We start from the raw sequence: 26192 nt of genomic DNA on the forward strand, positions 1-26192 counted from the left end.
GTGTTGTACGACAACGGTCAGGCGAGTGACGGTGCGAACCGTACGGCGTTGTGGACGTTGAGCAGTACGGGTGCCGGGTTCGGTGCGCCGGTCCGCAAGTGGGACAGCACCGGGGCCATCAGCTGGGGCTGGGAGCGTTCCAAGGTGACGTCGGGTGATTTCGACGGGGACGGCCGCACTGATGTGGGTGTGCTGTACGACAACGGTCAGGCGAGTGACGGTGCGAACCGTACGGCGTTGTGGACGTTGAGCAGTACGGGTGCCGGGTTCGGTGCGCCGGTCCGCAAGTGGGACAGCACCGGGGCCATCAGCTGGAACTGGGGGCGCAGTGAGCTCACCTGACCCCGCGCGCCGCGCGTAGGCCGCGGCACACCGGGCGGTCCGTGGGAGCCGGGCGGGGCGTTTCGGCGTCTGTGCCGGTATGGACCTTGAGAAACGGCCCCTCGGCGGGGACCCGCAGGAGCCGCTGGAGCCGCCGCGGCGATCGGACGCCGAGGGGTGTCTCGTCGTGGCGGTCCGGATACCGGTGCGGATCGCCGTCCTGGTGCTGGTCGTGCCGGTGCGGATGGTGTGGGACGCGCTGGTCGTCGGCGGGCGGGCGCTGCGGGACACGGTGCTGCGCCCGTTGGGGCGGGCGTCGTGGTGGCTCGGGCGGGCCGTGTTCGTGTGGCCGCTGGTCGGGGTGTGGCGGTATGCCGTCGTGCCGGTGGCCAAGGGCCTCGCCCGGCTCGGGAACGTGCTGCTCGTCGTACCGACGGTGTGGGTGTACCGGTGGGTGCTGACGCCGGTCGGGCACGCGATCGCCCGGTTCCTCGAGGGCGTGGGCGCCGTGCTCGCCGCCCTCGGGCGCGGGCTGTACGCCGGTCTCGCGTGGCTCGCGCGGTGTCTCGTGGTCGTACCGGCGGTGTGGCTCCACACCTGGGTCCTCACTCCGGTCGGGCACGCGCTCGCCTGGTGCGGGAAGGGGCTGGTCCGGTGCCTGGGCCTGGTCGTCACCGGGGTCGGCGCGGCGCTGTACTGGACCGCCCGGCTGCTGCTGGTGCTGCCCGCTCTCGCGCTGTGGCGGTGGGTGCTCGCGCCGGTCGGCCGGGGGGTCGCCGTGATCGGCCGTGAGGTCGGGGACGCCCTCGGGCACGCCTGGCGGATCGCGGGGCACCTCTCGCGCGCCGTGGGGCGGTTCCTCGGCACCGTTGTGCGGTGGGCCGTCGCCGAACCGGCGCGATGGGTGTACCGGAGCGTGCTGACCCCGGTGGGGCACGTGGTGCGGGACTCCGTCCTGCGGCCCGTAGCCGAGGCCTCGCGCAGCGTGGGGCAGGCAGCCCGGCAGGCGCTCGCCGCCGCCCGCCTGTCCGTGCGGCAGGCCCGCGCCGACGTGCGGCGGGTGCTGTTCGGGGAGCCGGAACGGGCGCGGCCGGTGGACCGGCGGGAACCATCCGCCGTCGAGGCACGTACTCTTGGTAGCAGTACGACCGCTCTCACGAAGGACTGAACGACACTGGGCAAGCGACAGCCCGAAGGCCCGCCGCCCGTACCCGCGGTGCAGCGCATCCGACTGCGCTACACCAAGCGCGGCCGCCTCCGGTTCACCAGCCACCGTGACTTCCAGCGCGCCTTCGAGCGTGCGCTGCGCCGCGCCGAGGTGCCCATGGCGTACTCGGCGGGGTTCACGCCCCACCCGAAGGTGTCGTATGCCAATGCCGCACCCACCGGCACCGGCAGTGAGGCGGAATACCTGGAGATCGCGCTCACCGAGGCGCGTGACCCGGAGCGGCTCAGGCTGCTCCTCGACGAGTCGCTGCCCGCCGGGCTCGACATCGTCGAGGCGGTCGAGGCCCGGACGTCCGGGCTCGCCGACCGGCTGACGGCTTCCGTGTGGGAGCTGCGGCTGGACGGGGTGGAGGCCGCGGACGCCGAGCGCGCCGTGGCGGCGTTCAACTCGGCCGAGGCCGTCGAGGTCCAGCGCAGGACCAAGAACGGCGTCCGCACCTTCGACGCACGCTCCGCCGTCGCGAGTCTCGAGAGTGCCGGAGCAGACGGTTCACCGGCCGATAGGCCGACCGACCGGCCCTGTGCGATACTGCGGCTGGTTGTTCGGCACGTGACGCCTGCCGTACGACCCGACGACGTCCTGTCCGGTCTCAGCGCCGTGGCCGACCTGGCGCCGCCGGTCCCCGCAGCGGTGACCAGGCTGGCGCAGGGGCTGTTCGATGAAGAGACCGGTGCGGTGACCGACCCGCTCGCGCCCGACCGCGAGGCAGAAGCGCCCGAGCCGCATCCGGCCGCCGCTGCTGCCGCCGCGAAGGCGTCGGCGTAAGGAAGGTTCCGCGTAGGGACGGACGTCGTAGCGCCGCCCTCGAACTCGGGAGCCACCTGGGTCGGGCAGCGCACCGACCACAAGACTTTCGCCAGGCCGTAGCCGACAAGGGGTGCGGAACCGGCGAGACAAGACACGGAGAGCTCCCGAGCGGCGCCCGCGCCCCGGACGGCGGCGACCGCGCATCGCGCGAGCCGCGGACGTCACCGGCGGTCGGCATGACCGACGCCGGACCAGGCGCGGCGCCCGGGAGCCTGACGGGAGAAACCCCCGCATGCCCGAATCGATTGACACCACAAAGTCCTCGACTTCCTCGACGGCGTCGACGGACTCCGAGCTGAACACCCCCAGCGACACCCTGCCGCCGCGTCGTCGGCGCAGGGCCGCGTCCCGCCCGGCGGGTCCGCCCTCCGGTGCGTCCGGCAGGTCTGTGGAGACCGTCGCGCCTGCCGAGGTGACCGCCGCGACCGACGAGGTCGACGAGGCGGAAGAGACCGATGAGGCCGCCGCGGTGACCGAGGCCCCCGAAGCGGCCCCGGAGCCCGTGCCCGCGGCTCGGCCGCGACGCCGCGCGGTGCGCCGCGCCTCCGCGCCCGCCGGGGCTCCGGCGTCGGTGGAGGCGGCCGAGACCGTCGTCCCGGCGGCCTCCGCCCCCGAGACGCCCGTCGAGCCCGAGCCCGCCGAGGCCACCAAGGTCACGGAGGAGGCCGCTCCGCGCCGTACCCGTCGTCGTGCCACGCGCAGTGTGACCTCGCCCGCCGAGCCGGCCGTCGCCGAGGTGGCGGCGTCCCCCGCCACGGAGGCAGCCGCGCCCGCCGAGGCCGCTCCGGCGACCGCCGAATCCACGGAGGAGGCCGCTCCGCGCCGTACCCGACGTCGTGCCACGCGGAAGGTGACCGCACCTGCTCCGGAACCGGCCGCCGCCGAGACCGGCACCGACATGGGTGAGCCCGCGCCGTCCGTCGAGCCCGCCCCGGCCGCCGAGGCCGCGAAGGTCCCCGGGACCGCCGCGCCCGCCGAGCCGGTCGAGGAGACCGCTCCGCGTCGTGCGCGCCGCCGGTCCGCCCGTAAGGCCGCCACCGGTTTCGCCGCGCCGGCCGGGACCGCCGCCGCGGCGTCCGACGAGGGGGAGGCCCCCAAGCGTCCGTCGCGTCCCGCGGTGGCCGTGTTCCAGGCGCCCGTGTTCGCCGAGCCGAAGTTCCAGACGCCCGAGCGGGCCGCGGCCGAGGCCGCCGCCGAGGCGGCCGGTGCCGGTTCGGCACAGGCGCCGCAGGCGCAGGCGCCCGAGGAGACGGAGGAGCTCCCGGAGGAGCAGGCCGCCGGGGCGCGCCGCCGCCGTCGGCGCCGTGGTGCCGCCGCCGAGGAGGGCACCGAGGAGCGGGCCGCCACCGTCGCGCAGGAGGAGCCCGAGACCGAGGCCGACGTCGACGTCGACGCCGACGAGACGGGCGAGGACCACGACGACGCCGAGGGCACCGAGGAGTCCGGCTCGCGCCGTCGCCGTCGCCGGGGCGGCCGCCGCCGTCGCCGGGGCGATGCCTTCGAGGGCGAGTCCGGCGAGTCCGTGGACGGTGACACCGAGCAGGTCGCCGCCGAGCAGGCCGCCCAGGACGCCGAGGACACCGCCGAGCAGGCCGAGGAGGACGCCGAGGAGGGCGAGGACGCCTCGGGCGAGGGCGGTGGCTCCAGCAGCAGCCGTCGTCGCCGTCGGCGCAGGCGCCGTGCCGGGGACGGCTCCGGTGAGCCCGAGTCGTCCGCCGACGACCCCGAGCGCACCGTCGTCAAGGTCCGCGAGCCCCGCGCGAAGGCCGAGCCGTCCGACGAGGTGCAGTCCATCAAGGGCTCGACCCGCCTGGAGGCCAAGAAGCAGCGCCGCCGGGAAGGCCGCGAGCAGGGACGCCGACGCGTTCCGATCATCACCGAGGCCGAGTTCCTGGCCCGCCGCGAGGCCGTCGAGCGCGTCATGGTCGTCCGCCAGCACGGCGAGCGCACGCAGATCGGCGTCCTGGAGGACGGGGTGCTCGTCGAGCACTACGTCAACAAGGAGCAGGCCACCTCGTACGTCGGCAACGTCTACCTCGGCAAGGTGCAGAACGTGCTGCCGTCGATGGAGGCCGCCTTCATCGACATCGGCAAGGGCCGCAACGCCGTCCTGTACGCCGGTGAGGTCAACTTCGAGGCGCTGGGCATGGCGAACGGCCCGCGCCGCATCGAGTCCGCCCTCAAGTCCGGCCAGTCGGTCCTCGTGCAGGTCACCAAGGACCCGATCGGCCACAAGGGCGCTCGCCTGACCAGCCAGGTCTCCCTCCCCGGCCGCTACCTGGTCTACGTGCCCGAGGGCTCGATGACCGGTATCAGCCGCAAGCTGCCCGACACCGAGCGGTCCCGGCTGAAGACCATCCTCAAGAAGATCGTCCCCGAGGACGCGGGCGTCATCGTGCGCACCGCCGCCGAGGGCGCGAGCGAGGACGAGCTGCGCCGCGACGTCGAGCGGCTCCAGGCGCAGTGGGAGGAGATCCAGAAGAAGGCCAAGAGCGGCGGCAGCTCGAACGCGCCCTCGCTGCTGTACGGCGAGCCCGACATGACCGTCCGGGTCGTGCGCGACATCTTCAACGAGGACTTCTCCAAGGTCGTCGTCAGCGGCGACGACGCCTGGCAGACCATCCACGGCTACGTGTCCCACGTGGCCCCGGACCTCGCCGACCGGCTGTCCAGGTGGACCTCCGAGGTCGACGTCTTCGCCACCTACCGGATCGACGAGCAGCTCGCCAAGGCGCTGGACCGCAAGGTGTGGCTGCCCAGCGGCGGTTCGCTGGTGATCGACCGGACCGAGGCGATGATCGTCGTCGACGTCAACACCGGCAAGTTCACCGGGCAGGGCGGCAACCTCGAGGAGACGGTCACCAGGAACAACCTGGAGGCGGCCGAGGAGATCGTGCGCCAGCTCAGGCTGCGCGACCTCGGCGGCATCATCGTCATCGACTTCATCGACATGGTGCTGGAGTCCAACCGGGACCTGGTGCTGCGGCGTCTGCTGGAGTGCCTGGGCCGGGACCGGACCAAGCACCAGGTCGCCGAGGTGACCTCGCTGGGCCTGGTGCAGATGACCCGCAAGCGGGTGGGCCAGGGGCTGCTGGAGTCGTTCTCGGAGACCTGCGTCCACTGCAACGGGCGCGGTGTCATCGTCCACCTGGACCAGCCGGCCTCCGTCGCCGGTGGTGGCGGCAAGCGCCGCAAGCGGGCGCGGGCCGGTGCCGAGCAGCCGCACGAGTACGAGGCCGTGGCCGGCGTCGAGACCGGTCCGACGGCGGAGCAGGAGGCGGACACCGAGTCCGAGGCGGAGGTCGCCGCCGAGGTGGCCGAGCCGGTCGCCCTCCCGGCGCCCGAGTTCGTCCCGGACGAGGAGCTGTACAGCAGCGCCGCCGAGGCCGAGGCCGCCGCCACGCGTGGTCGCGGTCGGCGTCGCACGGGCCGGCGGGCGTCGGCCCCGGCGGGCGCCCCGAAGGCGGCCAGGGGCGAGGCCGCCCGGAGGGAGGCGGCGGCGCTCGCCGAGGCACCGACGGCGCAGGACGTCACGGCCGAGGAAGAGGTCGAGCGTCCGGTCGTGCGGCAGTCGGCCGCCGAGGTCCTGTCCGAGCCCGCGGCCGTCGAGGACGCCGTGTCCGGTGCCCCGGCCCCGGCCGCCACCGAGGCCGCGGCTGCCGCGCAGGCCCCGTCCGGTACCGAGGTGCCGGCCCCGGAGGAGGCCGCGCCGAAGGGCCGTACCCGCCGTCGGGCCACCCGGAAGGTGTCCGCACCGGCCGGTTCCCCCGCGGGCGCCGAGGCCGCCGTGCTGACGGTCCCCGAGACCGTGCCGTCCCGGGAGCCCGCGCAGCCCGAGCAGGCGCCGCAGGCCCCGGCGGCCGCGGAGCCGTCCGCGGAGCCGTCCGGGACGGTCGCCGAGAGCGCCGCCCCGGGCCGTCCGCGGCGTCGGGCCGTGCGCAAGCCCACCACGCCCACCGCGTCCGAGGAGACGGCCGTCGTGGTCGTCCCGTCGGCCCCGGCACAGGACGTGGCGGAGCAGGCCACGGCCGTGGAGGCACCCGAGGCGGAGGCCGCCGAGGAGGCCGCGCCGGCCAAGAAGGCGGCGGCCCGCAAGACGGCCAAGAAGGCCACGGCGAAGAAGGCCGCCACCAAGCAGGCCGCCACCAAGAAGGCCGCCACGAAGAAGGCCGCCACCGAGAAGACCGCGGCCAAGAAGACGACGACCGCGAAGAAGGCCACGGCCAAGAAGGCGGCCAAGACGACGACCGCCAAGAAGGCCACGGCCAAGAAGACGGCGTCGAAGAAGACCGCGGCGGCCGCCCAGCAGGCACCGTCGTCGGTCACGGCCCCCACCGACGAGGGCTGAACCGGCCCGCTGCCGACACACGTGTGGTCCTGTCCGCTCGCAATCCGTCCGGACAGGACCACACGTTTGCCCGGACTTCCTCGGGCGCATCATCACCGACAGCCGTGCCACCGACCCGCCCCCGCGAGGAGAGATGATCACGTGCCGGTACTGACGAGGCTCATTCCCTCGCCGCTCGTCGTGGACATCCGGCCGGGCGCCCTCGACGACCTGGCGAGCGTCCTCGCGGACCAGCGGATCGCGCAGTCCGGAAGGCTCGCCGTGGCGATCAGCGACGGCTCGGGGACACGGCTGCGCCGGCGGTTGTCGCCGTCCCTGCCCGGCGCCGACTGGTTCGAGGTCGGTGGCGGCACCCTCGACGACGCGGTGCGGCTCGCCGACGGCATGAAGGCGGGCCGCTACGACGCGGTCGTCGGGCTCGGCGGCGGCAAGATCATCGACTGTGCCAAGTTCGCCGCGGCACGCGTGGGCCTGCCCATGGTCGCCGTGGCCACCAACCTCTCCCACGACGGCATCTGCTCGCCCGTGTCGATCCTGGACAACGACGCGGGCCGTGGCTCGTACGGCGTGCCGACGCCCATCGCGCTCGTCGTCGACCTCGCGGTGATCCGTGAGGCGCCGATCCGCTACGTGCGCTCCGGGATCGGCGACGCCGTCTCCAACATCTCCGCGGTCGCCGACTGGGAGCTGGCCCACCGGGTGGGCGGCGAGAAGGTCGACGGCCTCGCCGCGGCCCTGGCCCGGCAGGCCGGCGAGGCGGTGCTGCGCCACCCCGGCGGCTGCGGCGACGACGCCTTCCTGACCGTGCTGACCGAGGGCCTGGTGCTGTCCGGCATCGCCATGACGATCGCCGGGCACACCCGGCCCTCGTCCGGCGCCTGCCACGAGATCAGCCACGCGCTCGACCTGCTGTACCCGGGGCGCGCGGCCAGCCACGGCGAGCAGGTCGGCATCGGCGCGGCCTTCGCGACGCATCTGCGGGGCGATCACGAAGGCGCCCTGCTGATGGCGGGGACGCTGCGCCGGCACGGGCTGCCGGTGGTGGCCCGGGAGATCGGGTTCGACGACGACGAGTTCGTACGGGCCGTGGGGTTCGCCCCGCGGACCCGGCCCGGCCGGTACACGATCCTGGAGCACCTCGACCTGTCGCCGGTGCGGGCCGGGGAGGCGTACGCCGAGTACGTCGCGGCGGTGGCCGACTGAGGCGCGGGGGCCCGGTTTGACCCCTGTCGTGCGGGCCCGTAATCTTGACCGTCGGCGTGTCGACTGACGCGTCACATCCCCGTAAACCTCTTTCCTTCCGGGTGCGGGCCGTCATGGGCCCCGGCCGGGAGAGGCTGTCCGCGTGTTACCGGGCGGCTGGACTGCGGGGGTGCCGTTCCCGAGCGAGAGAGTGAGATCCGCGTGTACGCCATCGTGCGCAGCGGTGGTCGCCAGCACAAGGTTGCTGTCGGCGACATCGTTGAGGTTGACAAGATTTCCACCGCCAAGGTCGGCGACACGGTCGAGCTCTCGACCCTGCTCGTTGTCGACGGCGACGCTGTGACCAGCGACCCGTGGGTGCTGGCCGGCATCAAGGTCCAGGCCGAGGTCGTGGACCACCACAAGGGCCAGAAGATCGACATTCTGCGCTACAAGAACAAGACCGGCTACCGCCGCCGTCAGGGCCACCGCCAGCAGTACACGGCGATCAAGGTCACTGAGATCCCCGCGGCCGCGAAGTAAGGGACTGAGAACAGATGGCACACAAGAAGGGCGCATCGTCCACTCGGAACGGTCGCGACTCCAATGCCCAGCGGCTCGGCGTGAAGCGCTTCGGCGGTCAGGCCGTCAACGCGGGTGAGATCCTGGTCCGCCAGCGCGGCACCCACTTCCACCCGGGTGCGGGCGTCGGCCGTGGCGGCGACGACACGCTGTTCGCGCTGCAGGCCGGTGCGGTGCAGTTCGGCACCCACCGTGGCCGCAAGGTCGTGAACATCGTTCCGGTCGCCTGATCGGAAACTTTCGCGAGGCGGACCTCACTTCCCCCGGTGGGAAGCGGGTCCGCCTTTCGCGTGTTGGTCAAAGAGACATTCCCGTAGTAACTGGAGGCACATCCCATGACCACCTTCGTGGACCGCGTCGAGCTGCACGTCGCCGCGGGTAACGGAGGCCACGGCTGTGCCTCCGTCCACCGTGAGAAGTTCAAGCCGCTCGGCGGCCCGGACGGCGGCAACGGCGGCCGTGGCGGCGACGTGATCCTCACCGTCGACCAGTCGGTGACCACGCTCCTCGACTACCACCACTCCCCGCACCGCAAGGCCACCAACGGCAAGCCCGGCGAGGGCGGCAACCGCTCCGGCAAGGACGGCCAGGACCTGGTCCTGCCCGTGCCCGACGGCACCGTGGTCCTCGACAAGGCGGGCAACGTCCTCGCCGACCTGGTCGGGCACGGCACCTCGTACGTCGCCGCACAGGGCGGCCGGGGCGGCCTCGGCAACGCGGCGCTGGCCTCCGCGCGGCGCAAGGCGCCCGGCTTCGCGCTGCTCGGCGAGCCTGGCGATCTCCAGGACATCCACCTGGAGCTGAAGACCGTCGCCGACGTGGCGCTGGTCGGCTACCCGAGCGCCGGCAAGTCCTCGCTGATCTCCGTGCTGAGCGCGGCGAAGCCGAAGATCGCGGACTACCCGTTCACGACGCTCGTGCCGAACCTCGGCGTGGTGACGGCCGGCTCGACCGTCTACACCATCGCGGACGTCCCCGGTCTCATCCCCGGCGCCAGCCAGGGCAAGGGCCTCGGCCTGGAGTTCCTGCGGCACGTGGAGCGGTGCAGCGTGCTGGTGCACGTCCTGGACACGGCCACGCTGGAGTCGGACCGCGACCCGGTCTCCGACCTGGACATCATCGAGGCGGAGCTCAGGGAGTACGGCGGGCTGGACAACCGGCCCCGGATCGTCGTCCTCAACAAGATCGACGTACCCGACGGCAAGGACCTCGCCGAGATGGTGCGGCCCGACCTGGAGGCGCGCGGCTACCGGGTCTTCGAGGTGTCGGCGGTGGCCCACATGGGGCTGAAGGAGCTGTCCTTCGCGCTGGCCGAGCTGGTGGCGACCTCGCGTGCCGCCCGGCCGAAGGAGGAGGCCACGCGGATCGTCATCCGGCCCAAGGCCGTGGACGACGCCGGTTTCACCGTCACCCTCGAGGAGGACGGCCTGTTCCGCGTGCGCGGCGAGAAGCCCGAACGCTGGGTGCGGCAGACCGACTTCAACAACGACGAGGCCGTCGGCTACCTCGCCGACCGCCTCAACCGCCTCGGTGTCGAGGAGCGGCTGCTGAAGGCCGGCGCCCGCGGCGGCGACGGCGTGGCCATCGGCCCCGAGGACAACGCGGTCGTCTTCGACTGGGAGCCGTCGGTGACGGCCGGCGCCGAGATGCTCGGGCGCCGCGGCGAGGACCACCGCTTCGAGGCGCCCCGTCCCGCCGCCCAGCGACGCCGGGACCGGGACGCCGAACGGGACGAGGCTGAGCGGGAGTTCGACGGCTTCGAGCCCTTCTAGTGCCGCGGCAGGCAACGTCCGTCCGGTAAGGAGCGGCGTCCGGTGCGTGCTCTCGGCGTGCCGGCCGGAAGCCCTCGTACTGGACGTACTCGGGCTTTCGGCCGGTGCGGCGAGAGTGCGTGCCGGGCGTCGCGACGGGGCGAACGTTGCCTGTTGCGGCACTAGCTCCAGACCTGGGCTCCGGCCCGCCCGGCACCGCCTGCGGTGGGTGTCGATCCGGTGCCCCTCTCCGCCACGCCGGCCACGGCCGCACGACGCGGGAAGGGGGCGCCGGACCAGCCGCACGGTGCCTTGGTCCGTATGGGGCGACGCCGGTGAGCGGCCGCCCGCGCCAGGCCGGCCGCTCCGGCGCAGAGTCCGCGGGGACGGAGACAGCCGCAGCCTGTCGCGTGGTACGACTGCGCCGACGGCGGCGAACGTCCACCGGTGACGCCACGGCTACGGCGACTCGGCTTGGCGGACCCATTCCGTACAGGCGGGAGCGGCCGTCACGTGTCGCGGCGTCGCGGCGGCGGCTTGAGGCTGAAAGCGGCGCTGTTCAGCCAGCGCCGCGCGGCCCGGGCCACCGGGCGCTCGACGAACCGCTGCATCACGTACGACAGCGCGACCAGGCCGGCGACGGTGATCCCGACCACCACCCAGGGATCGGCACGGTCGCCGAAGTGGTGCACCACGGTGACTCCGACGACGTCGTGCAGCAGGTACAGCGGGAAGGTCAGCGTGCCCGCCAGGGTCAGCCACCGCCAGCGGATCCTACGGGTCCAGCCGAGGGCGACGGCGGCGACCAGCAGGAAGAACACCGTGGTCACCAGGACCAGCCAGCCACGCCACGGCGCCCAGGTGGCCCAGTTGTTGCGTCCGCCGTGCGGTGCCAGGAGGAAGTGCAGCGCCAGCAGCCACGACATGGCGACGATGCCCCACAGCAGCGGCGTCGGCCGGTAGCGGTACATCAGGTAGAAGGCCAGGCCCGCGATGAAGAACGGCGCGGACGTCGGATTGACCAGCGTCGTGAGCAGCGGAATGCCGGCCCGGGGCGCCAGCACCGCGGCGACCGTCCACACACCGCAGTAGATCACCACGCGCTGGTAGGTGAGGCCCTTCCACACCACGACCGCGAAGGTGAGGTAGAAGCAGAGCTCGGGCCAGAGCGTCCAGTAGACCGGGTCGAGGTTGTCCACGCCGAGCGGGCTCTGCAGCATCGTGAAGTTGGCGAACAGCAGCCGGGGGTTCGGGTGTCCGAACGGGGTGTCGAACGCGTAGATGACGCAGGCCGACACCACGATCGCCACCCAGTACATCGGGTACAGCCGGGTCACGCGCGAGATGAAGAAGTCGCGCGGAGTGCGTCCCCAGGCGCTCATGCAGATGACGAAGCCGCTGATGAGGAAGAACAGCTCGACGCCGAGCCGGCCGAAGGCGAAGTAACCGTGCGCCTCCGGGAAGAGCTCCTCGTACGGGCGGCCCCAGACGAAGTGCATGGCACCCGGAGTCTGGCCGACGAAGTGGAAGAGCACGACCGACAGGGCGGCCAGGAACCGCAGCCCGTCCAGCGCGGCGAGCCGGTTCTTGCGGACGACCGGACCGGCCTCGGCGACACGGGCCTCGGCAGCGGCCCGCGGCGGTGACACCCGTGTGGCGTCCGCGCCCTCGCGCGGCTGCTCCGTGGAATGGTCCGCCGGTGTCCGTTGATCTGTCTGACCCACGTCTGTCCTTTCAGCCCTGTCTCCGACCCCCCTCAGTGAGGACCTGCTACCCAAACGACCGGCAGGCAGCGGTAATGGTTGTAGGCACCTTTCAAGTACTTACGGACCATTAGCCCCCCCCCAGATCGGTGGGCGCGACGGCGGGCCGCTGCTGACTCGCGCGACCGTAGGGGCGAGGAGCACCGCATCCAAGGCGTCCGGCAGGGCGGGGACCCGGTGGTGGCGCCACCACCGGGTCCCCGCCCTGCCCACCTAGTGCCGCAACAGGCAACGTTCGCCCCGTCGCGACGCCCGGCACGCACTCTCGCCGCACCGGCCGAAAGCCCGAGTACGTCCAGTACGAGGGCTTCCGGCCGGCACGCCGAGAGCACGCACCGGACGCCGCTCCTTACCGGGCAAACGTTGCCTGCCGCGGCACTAGTGCGAGTGGCGGACAGGGAGAGGGACAGGTGTCACCGCTCGAGGAGAGCGAAGAGTTCCTCCCAGCGAGTGACGATCCTGTCGGTGGAGTAGCGCCGGATGTTCGCGCGGGCCGCCTCGCCCATCCGGTCGCGCATCTCCTGGTCGGAGATCAACTTGCAGAGCTGGCGGGCCAGCTCGGAGGTGTTGCCGGGCGGGGCGAGGAGGCCGTCCTCACCGTCGTCGATGATCTCGTGCACGCCGGGGGCCACGTCGAAGGCGACGCAGGGCACGGCGGTGGCCATGGCCTCCATCAGGGCGAGCGGGAAGCCCTCGCCGCGGGAGCTGAGTACGAACAGGGAGCTCTGCCGCAGGGCGCCCGGGACGTCACTGGTACGGCCCATCCACTCCACCGACGACTCGATCCCGAGCTCGGCGGCCTGCTTGTGCAGCGCGGACTCCTCGGGGCCCGCGCCGTAGATCCGCAGCGTCCAGTCGGGGTGCTCGGGAACGACCTCGGCCCAGGCCGCCAGGAGCAGGTCGACGCCCTTCTCCTCGTGCAGTCGGCCGATGCTCACCACGGTCCTGGACTCGCGGCGCGAAGGCGTCTCCGGGAAGAACGGCAGCGGGTTCGGCATGAACCCGACGTTGTCCATGCGCTGGCGGATCCACCGGTCCGCGTCCTCGCGGGTCAGCGTGAGCATGCGGTCCACGTCCGCGTAGTAGCGCTTCACCCGCTGGAAGCGAGAGGACTTGCGGCAGGTTTCGAACGACTCGTGGCTCATGCCGATCAGCGTCACGTTCGAGGTGTCGGCGAGGGCTACCCACTCCATCGCCCACACCTGCGTGACGATGACGACCGAGCCCGGGCGGGCCGCCCGGAACATGGCGGTCAGCTTGGCCGCCTGCTCGCGCACGCCGGCGTCACGGGCGGCCTGGCGGCGATGCTCGACCAGGTCGAGGCGGCCCTTGAGACCGGACGTGGACTTCACGCCGGGCGGGTGGACGTCGTACAGCGTCGTCACCCGGGGCGCCAGGTCGTCGCCGATCTCGGCGGCGCGGCCCTCGGGCGGGGGGACGATGCCCACGAGGTGCACCTGGTGGCCGCGGTCACTGAACAGACGGGCCATCTGGTGGGACCAGCTGGTGATGCCGCCCAGCTCGTTCACGCTGTTGGAGACGAAGAAGATGTCCCGCAAGGGGGAGGCCGCCTGCGGGGCCTCGGCGGATTCGGTCCGGGATGCGGTCTGCATGGCCATCAACGGCTCCACTCGGCGAAGAACTGGTCGACGATGCTCTGGGCGGCGTTGCCCTGGTCGTATTCGCCGAACCGGGCGACGAACCTTTCACGTGCCGAGGCGTAGTCGAGTGCCTGGGTGTCCAGGGATTTCACCGCGGCGTACAACTCCTCTTCGGTGGAGAACACCGGACCGGGCGCTGACTCGTGGAGGTCGAAGTAAGTGCCGCGGCTCTCGTGGGCGTACTCGTCGTAGTCGTACGCGAAGAAGAGCATGGGGCGGTCGAGGAGCGCGTAGTCGAACATCACGGAGGAGTAGTCCGTGATCAGCGCGTCCGCGAGCTCCAGGATCGGAGTGATGTCGTGGTGACCGGACACGTTGATGACGCGGCCGCGCACGGTCGGCGGCAGCACCACGTGGTTGAGGTAGTGCGCGCGCACCAACAGCACGTAACGGTCGCCGAACTCCTCGGCGAACCGCTCCACGTCGAAGGGCAGCTCGAAGCGGTTGTACCGGCCTCCGGTCCTGCGGAAGGTCGGGGCGTACAGCAGCACGGTCTTGTCGGCCGCGATCCCCAGCTCCGCGGCGAGCGAACCGGCCCCGTCGCGGCCCTCGGCGAGCTCCTGACGACGGGTGCGGACCAGCGAGTCGTTGCGCGGGTATCCCACGCGCAGCAGTGTCTTCTCCTGCAGCCGGAACGCCTTGGCCAGTGTGCGCACGTCGTGCTCGGAGCGGACCAGGAAGCGGTCGAAGCGGTCCAGTGCGTCCTGCTGCGCCTGCTGCTGGGCCCGGGACATCCTCTTGAGCTCGGCGAGGTCGAAGCCCATGCGCTTGAGCGCCGAGCCGTGCCAGGTCTGGATGTACGTCGTCTCGGGGCGCTTGGTCAACTTCAGCGGGAAGCCCTGGTTGTCCACCCAGAACTCCGCCTGGGCCAGCGCCTTGAGATAGGGGAGCGACCAGCGGCGGACCAGCGTGGCGTCCTTCGGGAAGTCCTTCGGTGTGTCCGTGTACGACCAGATCGCCTCGAACTTCAGCCCTCGGCGACGCATCTCCTCGTAGATGGCGCGCGGGCTGTCGCTGTACTGGCGGCCGAGGTGGCTCTCGAAGACGACGGTGCGCTTCTTGATTGGGAGGCGGCTGAAGACCTCGTGGTAGAAGCGGAGCTTGGTGTCACCGGAGGTGAGGGTCTTGCGCAGGGACTCCGCCCGGCGGTAGCTCGACTTGGCGAGCGCGCCCGGTCTGCCGCGCACTCCGCGGTCGATGAACGCCTGCGCCCGTTGGCCGGTGCGGCTCTCGGTGACCAGTTGGAAGGCGAGGTGCCCCTTGGCGGAGACATGCGGCTTCAGGTGGTCGGCGACGATGCGGGTCAGTCGTGGCCGCACCGGTAGGTTGCGCTGGGACAGGTCGGTGTCGCCGACGGTGAGCCGGGTGGTGGTGCGCGTGCCGTTCACGTCCAGGTTGAGCCGCACGTCCCAGACGACGTCGACGATGCCCAGCGGACGCAGGCCGTCGGTGAGGTCGGCCTCGGCTTCCCAGTGCACGCTCTCGCCGTCGTGGCGCAGGGCACGCACCGGGAAGCTGAAGGACTGGAGGCTGCGGCGGCGGGCACTGAACAGCAGCTCGCCCTTCAGCTCGGTGTCGGCCGGGATCACGCCCAGCGGGTTGGTGATGTCGCCGGCCATGCGCACCGTGTGGTCCGTGACGGCGAAGTCCGAGAGCTGGTTGCGCAGGAACATCTTGTCGAGCGGCTTCTCGTGGTAGCCGAGGTCCGTCACGTCGAGGACGGCGCGGCCCCGCTCGTCGTCCAGGTGCTCGGCGCACCAGTAGATCCTGCCGTCCCGCTCGGCGAGCGGAGAGGAGATCTTGCCGCGGTGGGTGAGGGTGTCGACGGCCGGGATCAGCCGCTCCCAGTCGCCCTGCTGCAGCAGATAGGCGCAGATGGCCTGGATCGGCGGGACGTTGGCGAAGGCTTCCGGGCTCAGCGTGGCCAGGTACTCCTGGGACAACGCCGCGAACTCGCGGCGGTAGGCGTCGTCACGGAACGGCAGGTCGCGCAGGTGCAGCACCAGGTCGTGCTTGAGGAACTTGACGTCCTTGGCGAGTTTCATGTCGGTCAGACCGTGCTCCGCCAACAGGGCGTCGATACGCCGGTGGATCTCCAGCCGGTGCACGAAGTTGGTCATGTCGTGTCGGCTGTTGGTCACCGACTTGTTCTCGGCCCGTTCGTGGACGTGCCAGAAGTAGACCTGGTTGGGTATGAGGGTGATTTTCTCCGCGGCCAGGTAGGCCTCGGCTATGAACATCAGGTCCTCGTAGAACATGCCCTTGGGGAACCGCAGGTCATGATCGATGAGGAAGTCGCGCCGGTAGCACTTGTTCGTTGACAGGGTGTCCCATACGAGGAGGTCCGGCAGTTCCGTGACGGAGGACACGGTGCGGGTGGTGTTGTACAGCCAGGGGTACCACTCGTTGCGCCGCTCGTTGCGCGTGTCCTTGTGCAGGCGCACACACAGGCCGGAAACCATGTCGGAGCCGGTCTCGTCGGCGGCTTCGAGCATGTTTCGGCAGGCGTTGCGCTCCAGGACGTCGTCACTGTCCAGGAACATCACGTAGCGGCCGTTGGCCTGCTGGATGCCCAGGTTGCGCGGCTCGCCGCCGGCGCCGCTGTTCTCCGGCAGTTGGAACGCGCGAACCCGGTCGGGGTGGGCGGCCTGCAACTCCTGCGCCACCCGGAAGGACCCGTCGGAACTGCAGTCGTCCACAATCACGACTTCGACATTCCGCAGTGTCTGATCCAGCACGGACTGGACTGCGGTCGGCAGCCGCTCGGCGTCGTTGTAGACGATCACCACTACGGAGATGTCCGGCACAGCAACCTCAACCCTCGTTTTGGATAACTTCGGCTTTAAAGATATCGCCCTGGTACGCATACGATGACGGCTGGCGGGGAAGCGGTGACCGAACAGGCGGCCGCGCGGCAGCGGCGCCTGGCCGGAGTTGCGGAAGCGTGACCCCGAGGGGCGGTTCGGCTGGGTTGAGGCCGGTTGCGGCGATGCCACCCGGCCCGGTGGCCACGACTCCCCGCCCCCGCGGTCCTTGCCGGGTCTCACCGGCCTGCGCGTTCGCCTCGCTCTCCCTGACGGGGTGATGAGCCTCCCCCTTCATCAGATGTCACGCGGACGACGCGCTGTCGGTTCCCGGGCGGGCGGACGGGCGACCGCCGAGCGTTCTCGGCGGCCCTCAGGACGCGACGGGTTCCTCCGCCTGGTCCGCCGTGAGCGCCTCGGCAGGCGTCGGGACGTGCCGGCGTTCGTCGAATCGAACCACGGGCAGCAGCTCCTCCTCGCCGAGGAAGACCCGTCGTACGACGCGTTCGGCTGCGTGTCCGTCGTCGAATTCGCAGAAACGCCGACGGAAGACGTCCCGGCGCTCGGCCGTCTCCGGGCTGTCGTAGTCGCCCGAGGCGAGCAGCCGCAGCAGCTCCGCCTGTGTCGTGGCCACCGCGCCGGGCGGTTCCTGGAGCAGGTCGAAGTAGGTGCCGCGCACCGCGGAGTAGACGTCCCAGTCGGGGACGTAGCTGATGATCGGGCGGTCCAGCACGGCGTAGTCGAACATCGCCGAGGAGTAGTCCGTGATCAGCGCGTCCGCGGCGAGGTAGAGCTCCTCCACCCGGGCGTGCCCGGACACGTCGACGATGCGGCCGGTGCGGCGCAGTTCCGACACGTGCGGGGAGCTGCCGTAGAAGTAGTGGCCGCGCACCAGCACGGTCACGTCCGGGCCGAGCTCGTCGGCGAGCCGGGCCAGGTCCAGCGGCGGTGTGAAGCCCGGCTGGTACTCGCGGTGCGTCGGCATGTACAGGAACGCCTTGGCGCCGTCGGCCAGCCCCAGCGCCGCACGCGCCGCGCGCACGTCCCCCCAGGTGGCGTTGGCGAGGACGTCGTTGCGCGGGTAGCCGGTCTCCAGCGTGGTGTAGGAGCAGGGGTAGACCCGCTCCCAGATGACGGTCGAGAACCGGTTGGAGCTGATGCTGTAGTCCCAGCGGTCGCACCGCTTCAGGAGCTTGTCGAAGTTCATGTCGGTGGAGGCCGGGAACTTCTGCTGGTCCAGGCCCATGCTCTTCAGCGGAGTGCCGTGGTGGGTCTGCACATGGATCTGACCCTCGCGCTTGACCACGGAGTCCGGGAAGTTCACGTTGTTCACGAGGTACTTGGCGCGGGCCACGGCAGCCCAGTACTCGCGCGAGCCCACCCGGACGACCCGCACGCCCTTGGGCACCTTGGCCACGTGCTCCGCGTGGACCGCCCAGACGCGGCGCATCCGTGGGGCCAGCCGGGCCAGTTCGGCGTCGATGGCAGCCGGGTTGCAGGAGACGCTGCGGCTCCAGTAGGCGGAGAACAGCACCAGGTCCTCCTCCAGCGGCAGCCTGAGCTGCGACTGGTAGAAGGCGCCCATCGCTCCACGCTTGGACCGGTTGAGCGCGGTGCGGGTACTGGTGCGGACCCGCCGGCGGAACTTCGCCGCGGCGAGGACGCTGACCATGGCCGCGTACGCGTCGCGCTCCAGTATCCCGTACTTGTGGCCGCGGCCACCGGCCGGGCGGGAGAAGCCCTTGGGCACACGGGCGCGGTAGTCGGCCGCGGCGCGGTGGAAGAACTCCGCCCGCGCGTCCTGCGGCAGGCGGCCCGGCCGCTCCAGGACGGTCAGGTAGTGGTCGACCATCTTGCGGAACAACGGGCCGCGCCACTGCGCGAGTTCCTCGTGCGCGTCGAGGTGGTCGAAGACGCGGCGGTACTGGTCGAAGACGTCGAAGTGCTTGCGGCTGACGGTCTTGAGGATGTTGCCGCCCTCGCGGCGCTGCCGGTAGTGCACGCAGACGCGGTCCAGTACGGCGATCCGCTCGGCGCTGATCAGGGAGCGGAACGTCCAGGGGGCGTCCTCGTAGTACCCGGGCGGGAAGGTGAGCCCGGCGCGCGTCACGAAGTCGCGACGGTAGGCCTTGTTCCAGACGATCTGCAGCAGGTCGAGCAACCGGGGGCGCTCGGCGAGGGAGAAGACGTCCGGGCCGTCCTCCTTGAGCAGGTCCGCGCGCATGTTCGGGCGGACGCTGCCGTTCCAGTAGGTGCGGGCGTAGTCGAAGACGAGGATCTCGGGATTGCCCGTGGCTTCGAGCCGGTCGTGGATGGCGGACAACGCGCCGTCGGACAGCGTGTCGTCACTGTCCAGGAACAGGACGTACTCACCGGTGGCCTTTTCCAGCCCGGCGTTGCGCGCCCGCCCCAGTCCCACGTTCTCCGTGAGGTGAATCACACGAATTCTGGAGTCACGCTTGGCGTACTCGTCGAGGATGGCCCCTGACCCGTCGGGCGAGCAGTCGTCGACCGCGATGATCTCGAAGTCCGTGCAGTCCTGTCCGAGTACGGAGTCAAGGCATTCGGGCAGATAACCCTGCACCTTGTGGACGGGGACGACGAGGGAGAGTTTGGGCATCCTTACAACCTGTTCCGAGTACTGACCACGGGACCGCGGGCTGGGGTCGGAACGCGCTCCCGGCGCCGTGGGGGCATGAAGCGCGCCGTCGGATCAGCGTAGAGGATTCACGTGAAGTTTCCGTGAGCACGGTAGGCGGCCGTTCCGCCCCCGCCACGGCGGGGAATGCCCGGGGTCCAGGGGGTGAATCGATCACTTCCGGGCGGCTGGAGAACTTCCTCACAGTCCACCCCCCTGTCCCCTTTAGTGGGTTTTCGTGACCTTCCACCCCATGTGCCCGACTCGATTTTCCCTGGCGTACGGACGAGTCTGCACCCAGTGACGAAGACCTGGGAGGCATGAGGATGAGCTGGCTGGTCACGGGCGGTGCCGGGTACATCGGTGCGCATGTGGTGCGCGCCCTGGTCGACGGCGGGGAGCAGGTGGTCGTGTACGACGACCTGTCCACCGGCAGCACCGACCGCGTGCCCGAGGGCGTGCCGCTGGTGGTCGGCAGCGTGCTGGACGGGGCCCTCCTGGAGGGCGCGATGCGCGATCACGCCGTGACGGGTGTGGTGCACATCGCGGCCAAGAAGCAGGTGGGGGAGTCGATGGAGCGGCCGCTCCACTACTACCGGGAGAACGTCACGGGCCTGCAGACCCTCCTGGAGGCCATGACGTCGACGGGCGTCGGCCGCCTCGTCTTCTCCTCCTCCGCCGCCGTGTACGGCATGCCGGACGTGGACCTCGTCACCGAGGACACCCCCTGCCTGCCGATGAACCCCTACGGCGAGACCAAGCTGATCGGCGAGTGGCTGATCAACGCCGCCGCCCGGGCCCACGGCATCCGGGCCGCCTCCCTGCGCTACTTCAACGTCGCGGGCGCGGCCGGACCCGAGCTGTCCGACTCCGGCGCCTCCAATCTCATCCCCATGGTCTTCGAACGCCTGGAGGCGGGCGACGCCCCCCGTGTCTTCGGCGCCGACTACGCCACCCCCGACGGCACCTGCGTACGGGACTACATCCACGTCCAGGACATCGCCTCCGCCCACCTCGCGGCGGCCCGGCGCCTGACCGACGCGCCGGAGGGCGCCGCGCTCACCCTCAACATCGGACGCGGTGAGGGCAGTTCCGTCCGGGAGATGGTGGACCGCATCCTCAAGGTCACCGGCAGGCAGGACGTCGCCCCCCAGGTGACCGACCGCAGGCCCGGCGACCCGGCCCGCGTCGTCGCCTCCGCCGACCGCGCCCGTGAGGAACTCGGCTGGTCGGCCCGCCACAGTCTGGACGACATGATCGAGTCGGCCTGGCAGGGCTGGTGCCACCGGCACTGAACCGGTCTGCGGGCCGAGATCGCCGGGTGCGGCGGTCCGGGCTAGCGCACCCGGGGCCGGCCGGCCGGATCGCCGGCGGTGGCGGTGGCGGGCGGGGACGCGGGCGGGTGCTGCCGGGGGCCGGGCAGCGGGGACGGCGGCATCAGCCGTTCCGCCCTGCGCGCCCGGTGCTCCCCGGCCTTCGCGCACAGTGCCCGTACGGCCGCCGCGAAGCGCTCCTGGGACGGCGGCTCGGCCGGGCCCAGCAGTCGCAGCGCCAACGCGGCGCGCGCACCGGCCAGTTCGTCCCGCTCCGGATGCCGGACCGCGTCCAGCAGCGCGGGCACGCCGGTCGCGTCCGGCGTCAGCACGGTCGCCGCGGCCACCGTCGGGAACGACGTGCGGAACACGTCCTCGGCCAGCCCGCTGGTGTTGGCCACCGCGTACGGCTTGCCGCTCGCCAGGAAGTCGCTGACCACGCTGGACACATCGCTGATCAGCAGGTCGGCTTGGTTGAAGCAGGCGTAGAGCGGCGGCCGGACGTCCGTGACGACCTGGTGCTCCCAGGCCGGCCGCGAGGCCCAGTACGCCTCTTCCCAGGCGGCCGTCGCCCGCGCCACCGCCCCGGCCCGCCCCGGCTCCGGCGCCGGCTGACGCAGCATCCGCTCCGCCTGGTCCGCGGCGGAGCGGAACGCGGCCGTCGTGAGCCGGTCCAGCTCCGCCGTCCGCCGGCCCAGCTCGGCGGCCGCCGACGCGTCCGGCCGAGGGCCGCTCCGCTCCCGGTTCGCCGCCCGGACCAGCTCCCGGATCCGCAGGTCCGCGGCGCGCGCCCGCGGATCCACCGAGCCCGTCAGCGGATGCGGCTTGTACAGCAGCCTTACGCCCGGGTCCGCGAGCAGCGCCCGTACGAGGTTCTCGCCGGCCTCGATCACCGACGTGTTCCCGGGGTTGCCGTCCCAGCCCTCCCAGGTCGGCGCGTACAGGACGGTCGTGTACGCGCCGGGAGCGGGCGGCCCCGCGTACGGCCGTACGGCGCCCAGCTGCGGACGGCCGATCTCCACCACGTCCTGGTCCTGGACGCCGACCTCGGCCAGCGCGTACCGCTCACGCGCCGCCGGACCGGCCACCCACACCTCGTCGTACGCCTTCACGTACGGGTTGCACGAGGACAGCTTGTCACTCTCCCCGTGGTTCACGAAGGCGTGCTTGATCGTGGGGATGCGCAGGACCTGCGAGGTCTTCCCGGAGTTCGAGGGATGGAGGAGGACCCGGAGGGTGGAGTGCTCCAGGCGCATCAGCGTGGACACCTTCGGCAGGCACACGACCGGGATGTCGGTCGCCGCGATCCGCTGCACCATGAGCCGCTCCCGCAGCACGATCAGCGGTCGCCCGTCCAGCCGCGCGAGGGGCTCCAGCCACATGTTGGCCTGGTACGCCGAGGACGCCCCGCCCGAGAAGTACAGGCCGACGGTGGGCCGGTACTCCGCCAGCCACGCGTCGAACCACTCGAGGACCTCCTGCTCGCCCGCCGGCCGGCGCCCCGGCAGCAGCCGAAGCACCAACGCGCCGAGCCCGGCCAGCGCCACCGCCAGGGACAGTGCGAGGCCGGCCGCGCCGTACACCGGCGCGTCGGTGGCCGCCGTGGCCAGCAGACCGGCCGTCGCCGGCAGCCCGAAGACCGCCAGCCGGTGACCGGGGCGGCGCAGCAGCGCGGGCGGTGCCGGGGACAGGCGCAGCGCCGGGACGTCGATGTTCCGGGTCACCACGGGCAGCGTCCGGGTGCGCCGGACCAGGACCGAGACCGCCTGGATCGCCCAGTGCAGCCCGTAGAAGGCGAGCAGACCGGCGACGAGCGGGGCGTACACCGTCTCCCGGTGCTGCTCGCCGAGCCGCAGCAGGCCCACCACGAGCAGCAGGTCCCGCAGCACGTGCCGCACCGTGACGTCGGCGTGCGACTTGGCGAAGAGCGACACCATGCCCCGCTGCCACCGGTACAGCACGCCCTCGGCGGCCAGCGAACCGGCGGTCGCGGCGAGCAGCAGCGGCACGTGCGGCAGCAGCGCGCCCACGACCTGCGCGGCGGAGGCGGCCGCCAGAACCCCCACGACGAGCAGCTTCACGGCGGTCCGCCGACGCGGGAGCCAGAGACGGGACAGCCAGAGACGGGACAGCCAGAGACGGGACAGGCCGAGACGGGGGAGACGGCGGCGGGGAAGACGGCGGGGCGGGGATAGGGGCACTGCGGTCGCTCCAGGCTCGTCGCACATCGGACGTCCGGGTTAACGCCCGGCGACCTCCCGACGACACGCGCGTGTTGACCACACCCTTGACGCGCCGGGCGCCGGCCCCTGCCCGCAGCCCGGTCCCCAGCCCGGTCGCCAGCGCGGTCCCCAACCCGGCCCCCAGTCCTGTCCGCAGCCTGGACCGCGACGCGGGGCGCGATCCCCTTCGCGTAGATTGCCTGGCGAGCGTGCGGACCGGCACGCGTCGACGCGGGAGGGCGGACGGCACAGTGACAGGGGAAAGGCAGGCCGTGGGCGAGGCCCGCAGGATCGTCGTCAAGGTCGGTTCCTCGTCGCTGACCACCGCCGCGGGCGGCCTGGACGCCGACCGGGTCGACGCGCTCGTCGACGTGCTGGCCAAGGTGCGGGGGACGGACAAGGAGATCGTCCTCGTCTCCTCCGGCGCCATCGCCGCCGGCCTCGCCCCGCTGGGCCTGCGCCGCCGCCCCCGGGACCTGGCCCGCCAGCAGGCCGCCGCCAGCGTCGGCCAGGGCCTGCTGGTCGCCCGCTACACCGCCTCCTTCGCCCGCTACGGCGTCCGTGTCGGCCAGGTGCTGCTCACCAGCGACGACATGAGCCGCCGCGCCCACCACCGCAACGCCTCCCGCACCCTCGACAAGCTGCTGGCGATGGGCGCCTTCCCGATCGTCAACGAGAACGACACCGTCGCCACCGACGAGATCCGCTTCGGCGACAACGACCGGCTCGCCGCCCTCGTCGCCCACCTGGTCCGCGCCGACCTCCTGGTGCTGCTCTCCGACGTGGACGGCGTGTACGACGGCGACCCGAGCAGGCCGGGCACCTCGCGACTGGCCCAGGTGCGGGGGCCGGCCGACCTCGCGGGCGTCGACATCGGCAGCGCGGGCAAGGCCGGCGTCGGCACCGGCGGCATGGTCACCAAGGTCGAGGCGGCCCGGATCGCCGCCGCCGCCGGCATCCCCGTGGTCCTGACCAGCGCGGTGCACGCGGCCGACGGCCTGGCCGGCAGGGACACCGGGACCTACTTCCACGCCACCGGCAAACGCTCCGCCGACCGGCTGCTGTGGCTCCAGCACGCCTCCACCCCGCAGGGGGCGCTCGTCCTCGACGACGGGGCGGTGCGCGCGGTCGTCGAGGGCCGCAAGTCGCTGCTGCCGGCCGGGATCGCGGCCGTCGAGGGCGAGTTCGCCGCGGGCGACCCCGTGGAGCTGCGGGACGCCGCGGGGCGCGCGGTGGCCCGGGGGCTCGTCAGCTTCGACGCCAGGGAGATCCCCCGGCTGCTCGGCCACTCCACCCGGGAACTGGCCCGCGAACTCGGACCGGCGTACGAACGCGAGATCGTACACAGGGACGATCTGGTGATCCTGCACCCGTAATAGGGGGAAACGTCCCTGAATCGGCGGTGGACGTTCCGTGAAACCGCCCCGCGATCTTCTGTGGGCTGCTCAACTTTCCTCAAGGGACAAGCCCGGCCCACCACCGGGCCGAGCCGTGTGCGTGAAGGAGGCCCGTCGTGAGCGAAGTGCGCCCTGGGGCGGCGGCGCCCCACGGTGGTACGGGCTCCCGCAGCGGCACCGGCTCACGCGGCGCGGGCTCCCGCGCCGGCACGGGCGCCCGCGGCGGCACCGGCTCACGCGGCGGATCCCGCACCACCGGCGAGGAGCGCGCCCTGACCAGTGTCTCGGCCGGCGACCGGTTCCGGAGCGAGGAGCCCGAGCACACCCCGCGCCTGTGGCACGTCACCCTCAGCGTCTCCGGCGCCCGGGCCCCGCTCACCGAGGTCCGGCGCGCCCTGGAGCAGCTCGCCCACGACCACCCCTTCCTGCTGACCAGCAGATACGCCGACGACCACGCGGAGATCCGGTACTGGGAAGAGGCCCGCGACCTGCACGACGCCGCCGCCGTCGCCCTGCGCCTGTGGGGTGAGCACCGGCAGACCGCGGGACTGCCGCCCTGGGAGATCGTCGGCCTGGAGGTCATCGACCGGGTGACCTACCACCAGCGCATCGCCGCGGGGTACGGACCGGCACCCGCGACACCGGTCGGAGTCCACCCCTTCTGATCCCGTCCGGGTACGTGTCACCCCTGCCCGGTACGCGCCTTTCCGCCCTGTCCGGCACCTGTCTCGGGGTTCGGGACGGGCGGCGGCCGGTTCGGCCGGGCCCACTACCCTTCCCCCCATGACCACGCTCTCGCCGTACGACTCGATGTCCCCGGTCACCCGGGCCGCCTACCGGGCCAAGGCCGCCGCGGCCGACCTCGCGCCGCTGCCGCGGGCCGCCAAGGACGACGCGCTGCTCGCCGTCGCGGACGCGCTGGAGGTCCGTACGAGCGAGATCGTCGAGGCCAACGCCCAGGACGTGGCCAAGGCGCGCGCCGCCGGGACCAGCGAGGCCATCATCGACCGGCTGACGCTGACCCCGGAGCGGGTCCGCGCCATCGCCTCCGACGTGCGCGACGTCGTCGCGCTGCCCGACCCGGTCGGCGAGGTCGTGCGCGGCTCCACCCTCCCCAACGGCATCGACCTGCGCCAGGTCCGCGTACCCCTCGGCGTCGTCGGCATCATCTACGAGGGCCGGCCCAACGTCACGGTCGACGCCGCCGCCCTGTGCCTGAAGTCCGGCAACGCCGTGCTGCTGCGCGGCTCCTCCTCCGCCTACCAGTCCAACACCGCCCTCGTCCGGGTCGTCCGCGACGCCGTCGGCGGGGCCGGGCTGCCCGCCGACGCCGTGCAGCTGGTGCCCGGCGAGAGCCGTGAGAGCGTGCGCGAGCTGATGCGGGCCCGCGGCCTGGTCGACGTGCTCATCCCGCGCGGCGGCGCCTCGCTGATCAACACGGTCGTCCAGGAGTCCACCGTCCCCGTCATCGAGACCGGCACCGGCAACTGCCACGTCTACGTCGACGCGCAGGCCGACCTCGACATGGCCGTCGACATCCTGATCAACTCCAAGGCGCAGCGCGTGAGCGTCTGCAACGCCGCCGAGACCCTCCTGGTCCACCGGGACATCGCCGCCGACTTCCTGCCCCGCGCGCTGGACGCCCTCGCGGCGGCCGGGGTCACGGTGCACGCCGACGAGCGCGTGATGGCGTACGCCGCGGACTCCAAGGTGACGGCCGTCGAGGCCACACCGGAGGACTGGGAGACGGAGTACCTGTCCTACGACATCGCCGCGGCGGTCGTCGACTCCCTCGACAAGGCCGTCGAGCACATCCGGCTGTGGACCTCCGGCCACACCGAGGCGATCGTGACGACCTCGCAGCAGGCCGCCCGGCGCTTCACCCAGCTGGTCGACTCCACGACGGTGGCGGTGAACACGTCCACCCGCTTCACCGACGGCGGCCAGTTCGGCTTCGGTGCGGAGATCGGCATCTCCACGCAGAAGCTGCACGCCCGGGGCCCGATGGGGCTGCCGGAGCTGACCAGCACCAAGTACATCGTCACGGGTGACGGGCACGTGCGGCGCTGAGGCACCCGCCGGGGGCATGTGCGACGGGCACGCGCCGCGGGCCGCGCCCATGACCCGAACGGGGCATCTCACCCACTGGATGAATTTCCCCGCCGTCTGCCCAAA

16 protein-coding genes and 1 pseudogene are annotated in these 26192 nt (G+C 72.1%); 12 read left to right on the forward strand and 5 right to left on the reverse strand.

Translation table 11 applies throughout. The annotated features are described in order from the left end of the window. From RM812_RS19635 to obgE, 8 genes and pseudogenes are all read left to right on the forward strand, one after another. A pseudogene (locus RM812_RS19635) lies at nucleotides 1-342 on the forward strand (hypothetical protein); the annotation flags it as partial. Between the two features lie 79 nt (nucleotides 343-421). Further along, a complete protein-coding gene (locus RM812_RS19640) occupies nucleotides 422-1489 on the forward strand; it encodes a hypothetical protein (RefSeq protein ID WP_311574195.1) in 1068 nt (355 codons plus the stop codon). 48 nt (nucleotides 1490-1537) lie between these two features. After that, the gene (locus RM812_RS19645) at nucleotides 1538-2314 is read left to right on the forward strand and encodes a TIGR03936 family radical SAM-associated protein (protein ID WP_311574197.1); all 777 of its coding nucleotides are present in this window, start codon (nucleotides 1538-1540) and stop codon (nucleotides 2312-2314) included. Between the two features lie 274 nt (nucleotides 2315-2588). Beyond that, nucleotides 2589-6704: an Rne/Rng family ribonuclease gene (locus RM812_RS19650; RefSeq protein WP_311574199.1), complete on the forward strand. Its 4116-nt coding sequence runs from the start codon at nucleotides 2589-2591 to the stop codon at nucleotides 6702-6704. 141 nt (nucleotides 6705-6845) lie between these two features. Then, on the forward strand, nucleotides 6846-7907 hold the full coding sequence (locus RM812_RS19655; RefSeq protein WP_311574201.1) for an iron-containing alcohol dehydrogenase family protein: 1062 nt from the start codon (nucleotides 6846-6848) through the stop codon (nucleotides 7905-7907). A 201-nt stretch (nucleotides 7908-8108) separates the two neighbouring features. Continuing rightward, nucleotides 8109-8429, forward strand: coding sequence for a 50S ribosomal protein L21 (gene rplU / locus RM812_RS19660; RefSeq protein WP_004931419.1), 321 nt, complete (start codon nucleotides 8109-8111; stop codon nucleotides 8427-8429). Between the two features lie 14 nt (nucleotides 8430-8443). Beyond that, the gene (gene rpmA / locus RM812_RS19665) at nucleotides 8444-8698 is read left to right on the forward strand and encodes a 50S ribosomal protein L27 (protein WP_003976205.1); all 255 of its coding nucleotides are present in this window, start codon (nucleotides 8444-8446) and stop codon (nucleotides 8696-8698) included. 105 nt (nucleotides 8699-8803) lie between these two features. Continuing rightward, on the forward strand, nucleotides 8804-10240 hold the full coding sequence (gene obgE / locus RM812_RS19670) for a GTPase ObgE (protein ID WP_311574226.1): 1437 nt from the start codon (nucleotides 8804-8806) through the stop codon (nucleotides 10238-10240). Nucleotides 10241-10728: 488 nt separating this feature from the next. Here obgE and RM812_RS19675 read toward each other — a convergent pair whose 3' ends face one another. The 4 genes from RM812_RS19675 to RM812_RS19690 form a co-directional block, all read right to left on the reverse strand. Next, nucleotides 10729-11943, reverse strand: a complete 1215-nt coding sequence (locus RM812_RS19675) for an acyltransferase family protein (RefSeq protein ID WP_311574227.1) — start codon at nucleotides 11941-11943, stop codon at nucleotides 10729-10731. Between the two features lie 452 nt (nucleotides 11944-12395). Continuing rightward, entirely contained in the window at nucleotides 12396-13595 is a 1200-nt protein-coding gene (locus RM812_RS19680) for a glycosyltransferase (protein WP_311574402.1), read from the reverse strand. 5 nt (nucleotides 13596-13600) lie between these two features. Then, complete coding sequence (locus RM812_RS19685) at nucleotides 13601-16450, reverse strand: bifunctional glycosyltransferase/CDP-glycerol:glycerophosphate glycerophosphotransferase (RefSeq protein ID WP_311574229.1); 2850 nt, start codon at nucleotides 16448-16450, stop codon at nucleotides 13601-13603. A gap of 370 nt (nucleotides 16451-16820) precedes the next feature. Beyond that, complete coding sequence (locus RM812_RS19690) at nucleotides 16821-19067, reverse strand: bifunctional glycosyltransferase/CDP-glycerol:glycerophosphate glycerophosphotransferase (RefSeq protein WP_311574231.1); 2247 nt, start codon at nucleotides 19065-19067, stop codon at nucleotides 16821-16823. A 344-nt stretch (nucleotides 19068-19411) separates the two neighbouring features. Here RM812_RS19690 and galE point away from each other — a divergent pair, with 344 nt between their 5' ends. Beyond that, on the forward strand, nucleotides 19412-20380 hold the full coding sequence (gene galE, locus RM812_RS19695) for a UDP-glucose 4-epimerase GalE (protein ID WP_311574232.1): 969 nt from the start codon (nucleotides 19412-19414) through the stop codon (nucleotides 20378-20380). A 41-nt stretch (nucleotides 20381-20421) separates the two neighbouring features. Here the strand turns inward: galE and RM812_RS19700 are convergent, their stop codons facing one another. Further along, nucleotides 20422-22626: a hypothetical protein gene (locus RM812_RS19700; RefSeq protein WP_394816487.1), complete on the reverse strand. Its 2205-nt coding sequence runs from the start codon at nucleotides 22624-22626 to the stop codon at nucleotides 20422-20424. A gap of 266 nt (nucleotides 22627-22892) precedes the next feature. On the opposite strand from RM812_RS19700, the gene proB reads away from it, so the two are divergent. From proB to RM812_RS19715, 3 genes are all read left to right on the forward strand, one after another. Continuing rightward, nucleotides 22893-23996, forward strand: coding sequence for a glutamate 5-kinase (gene proB, locus RM812_RS19705; protein WP_311574404.1), 1104 nt, complete (start codon nucleotides 22893-22895; stop codon nucleotides 23994-23996). 137 nt (nucleotides 23997-24133) lie between these two features. Further along, a complete protein-coding gene (locus tag RM812_RS19710) occupies nucleotides 24134-24682 on the forward strand; it encodes a hypothetical protein (RefSeq protein WP_311574235.1) in 549 nt (182 codons plus the stop codon). A gap of 118 nt (nucleotides 24683-24800) precedes the next feature. Further along, complete coding sequence (locus RM812_RS19715) at nucleotides 24801-26087, forward strand: glutamate-5-semialdehyde dehydrogenase (protein WP_311574237.1); 1287 nt, start codon at nucleotides 24801-24803, stop codon at nucleotides 26085-26087. Nucleotides 26088-26192: the final 105 nt, after the last annotated feature.

Origin of the sequence: Streptomyces lancefieldiae (genome assembly GCF_031845825.1) — a bacterium.
Lineage (GTDB): Bacteria > Actinomycetota > Actinomycetes > Streptomycetales > Streptomycetaceae > Streptomyces > Streptomyces lancefieldiae.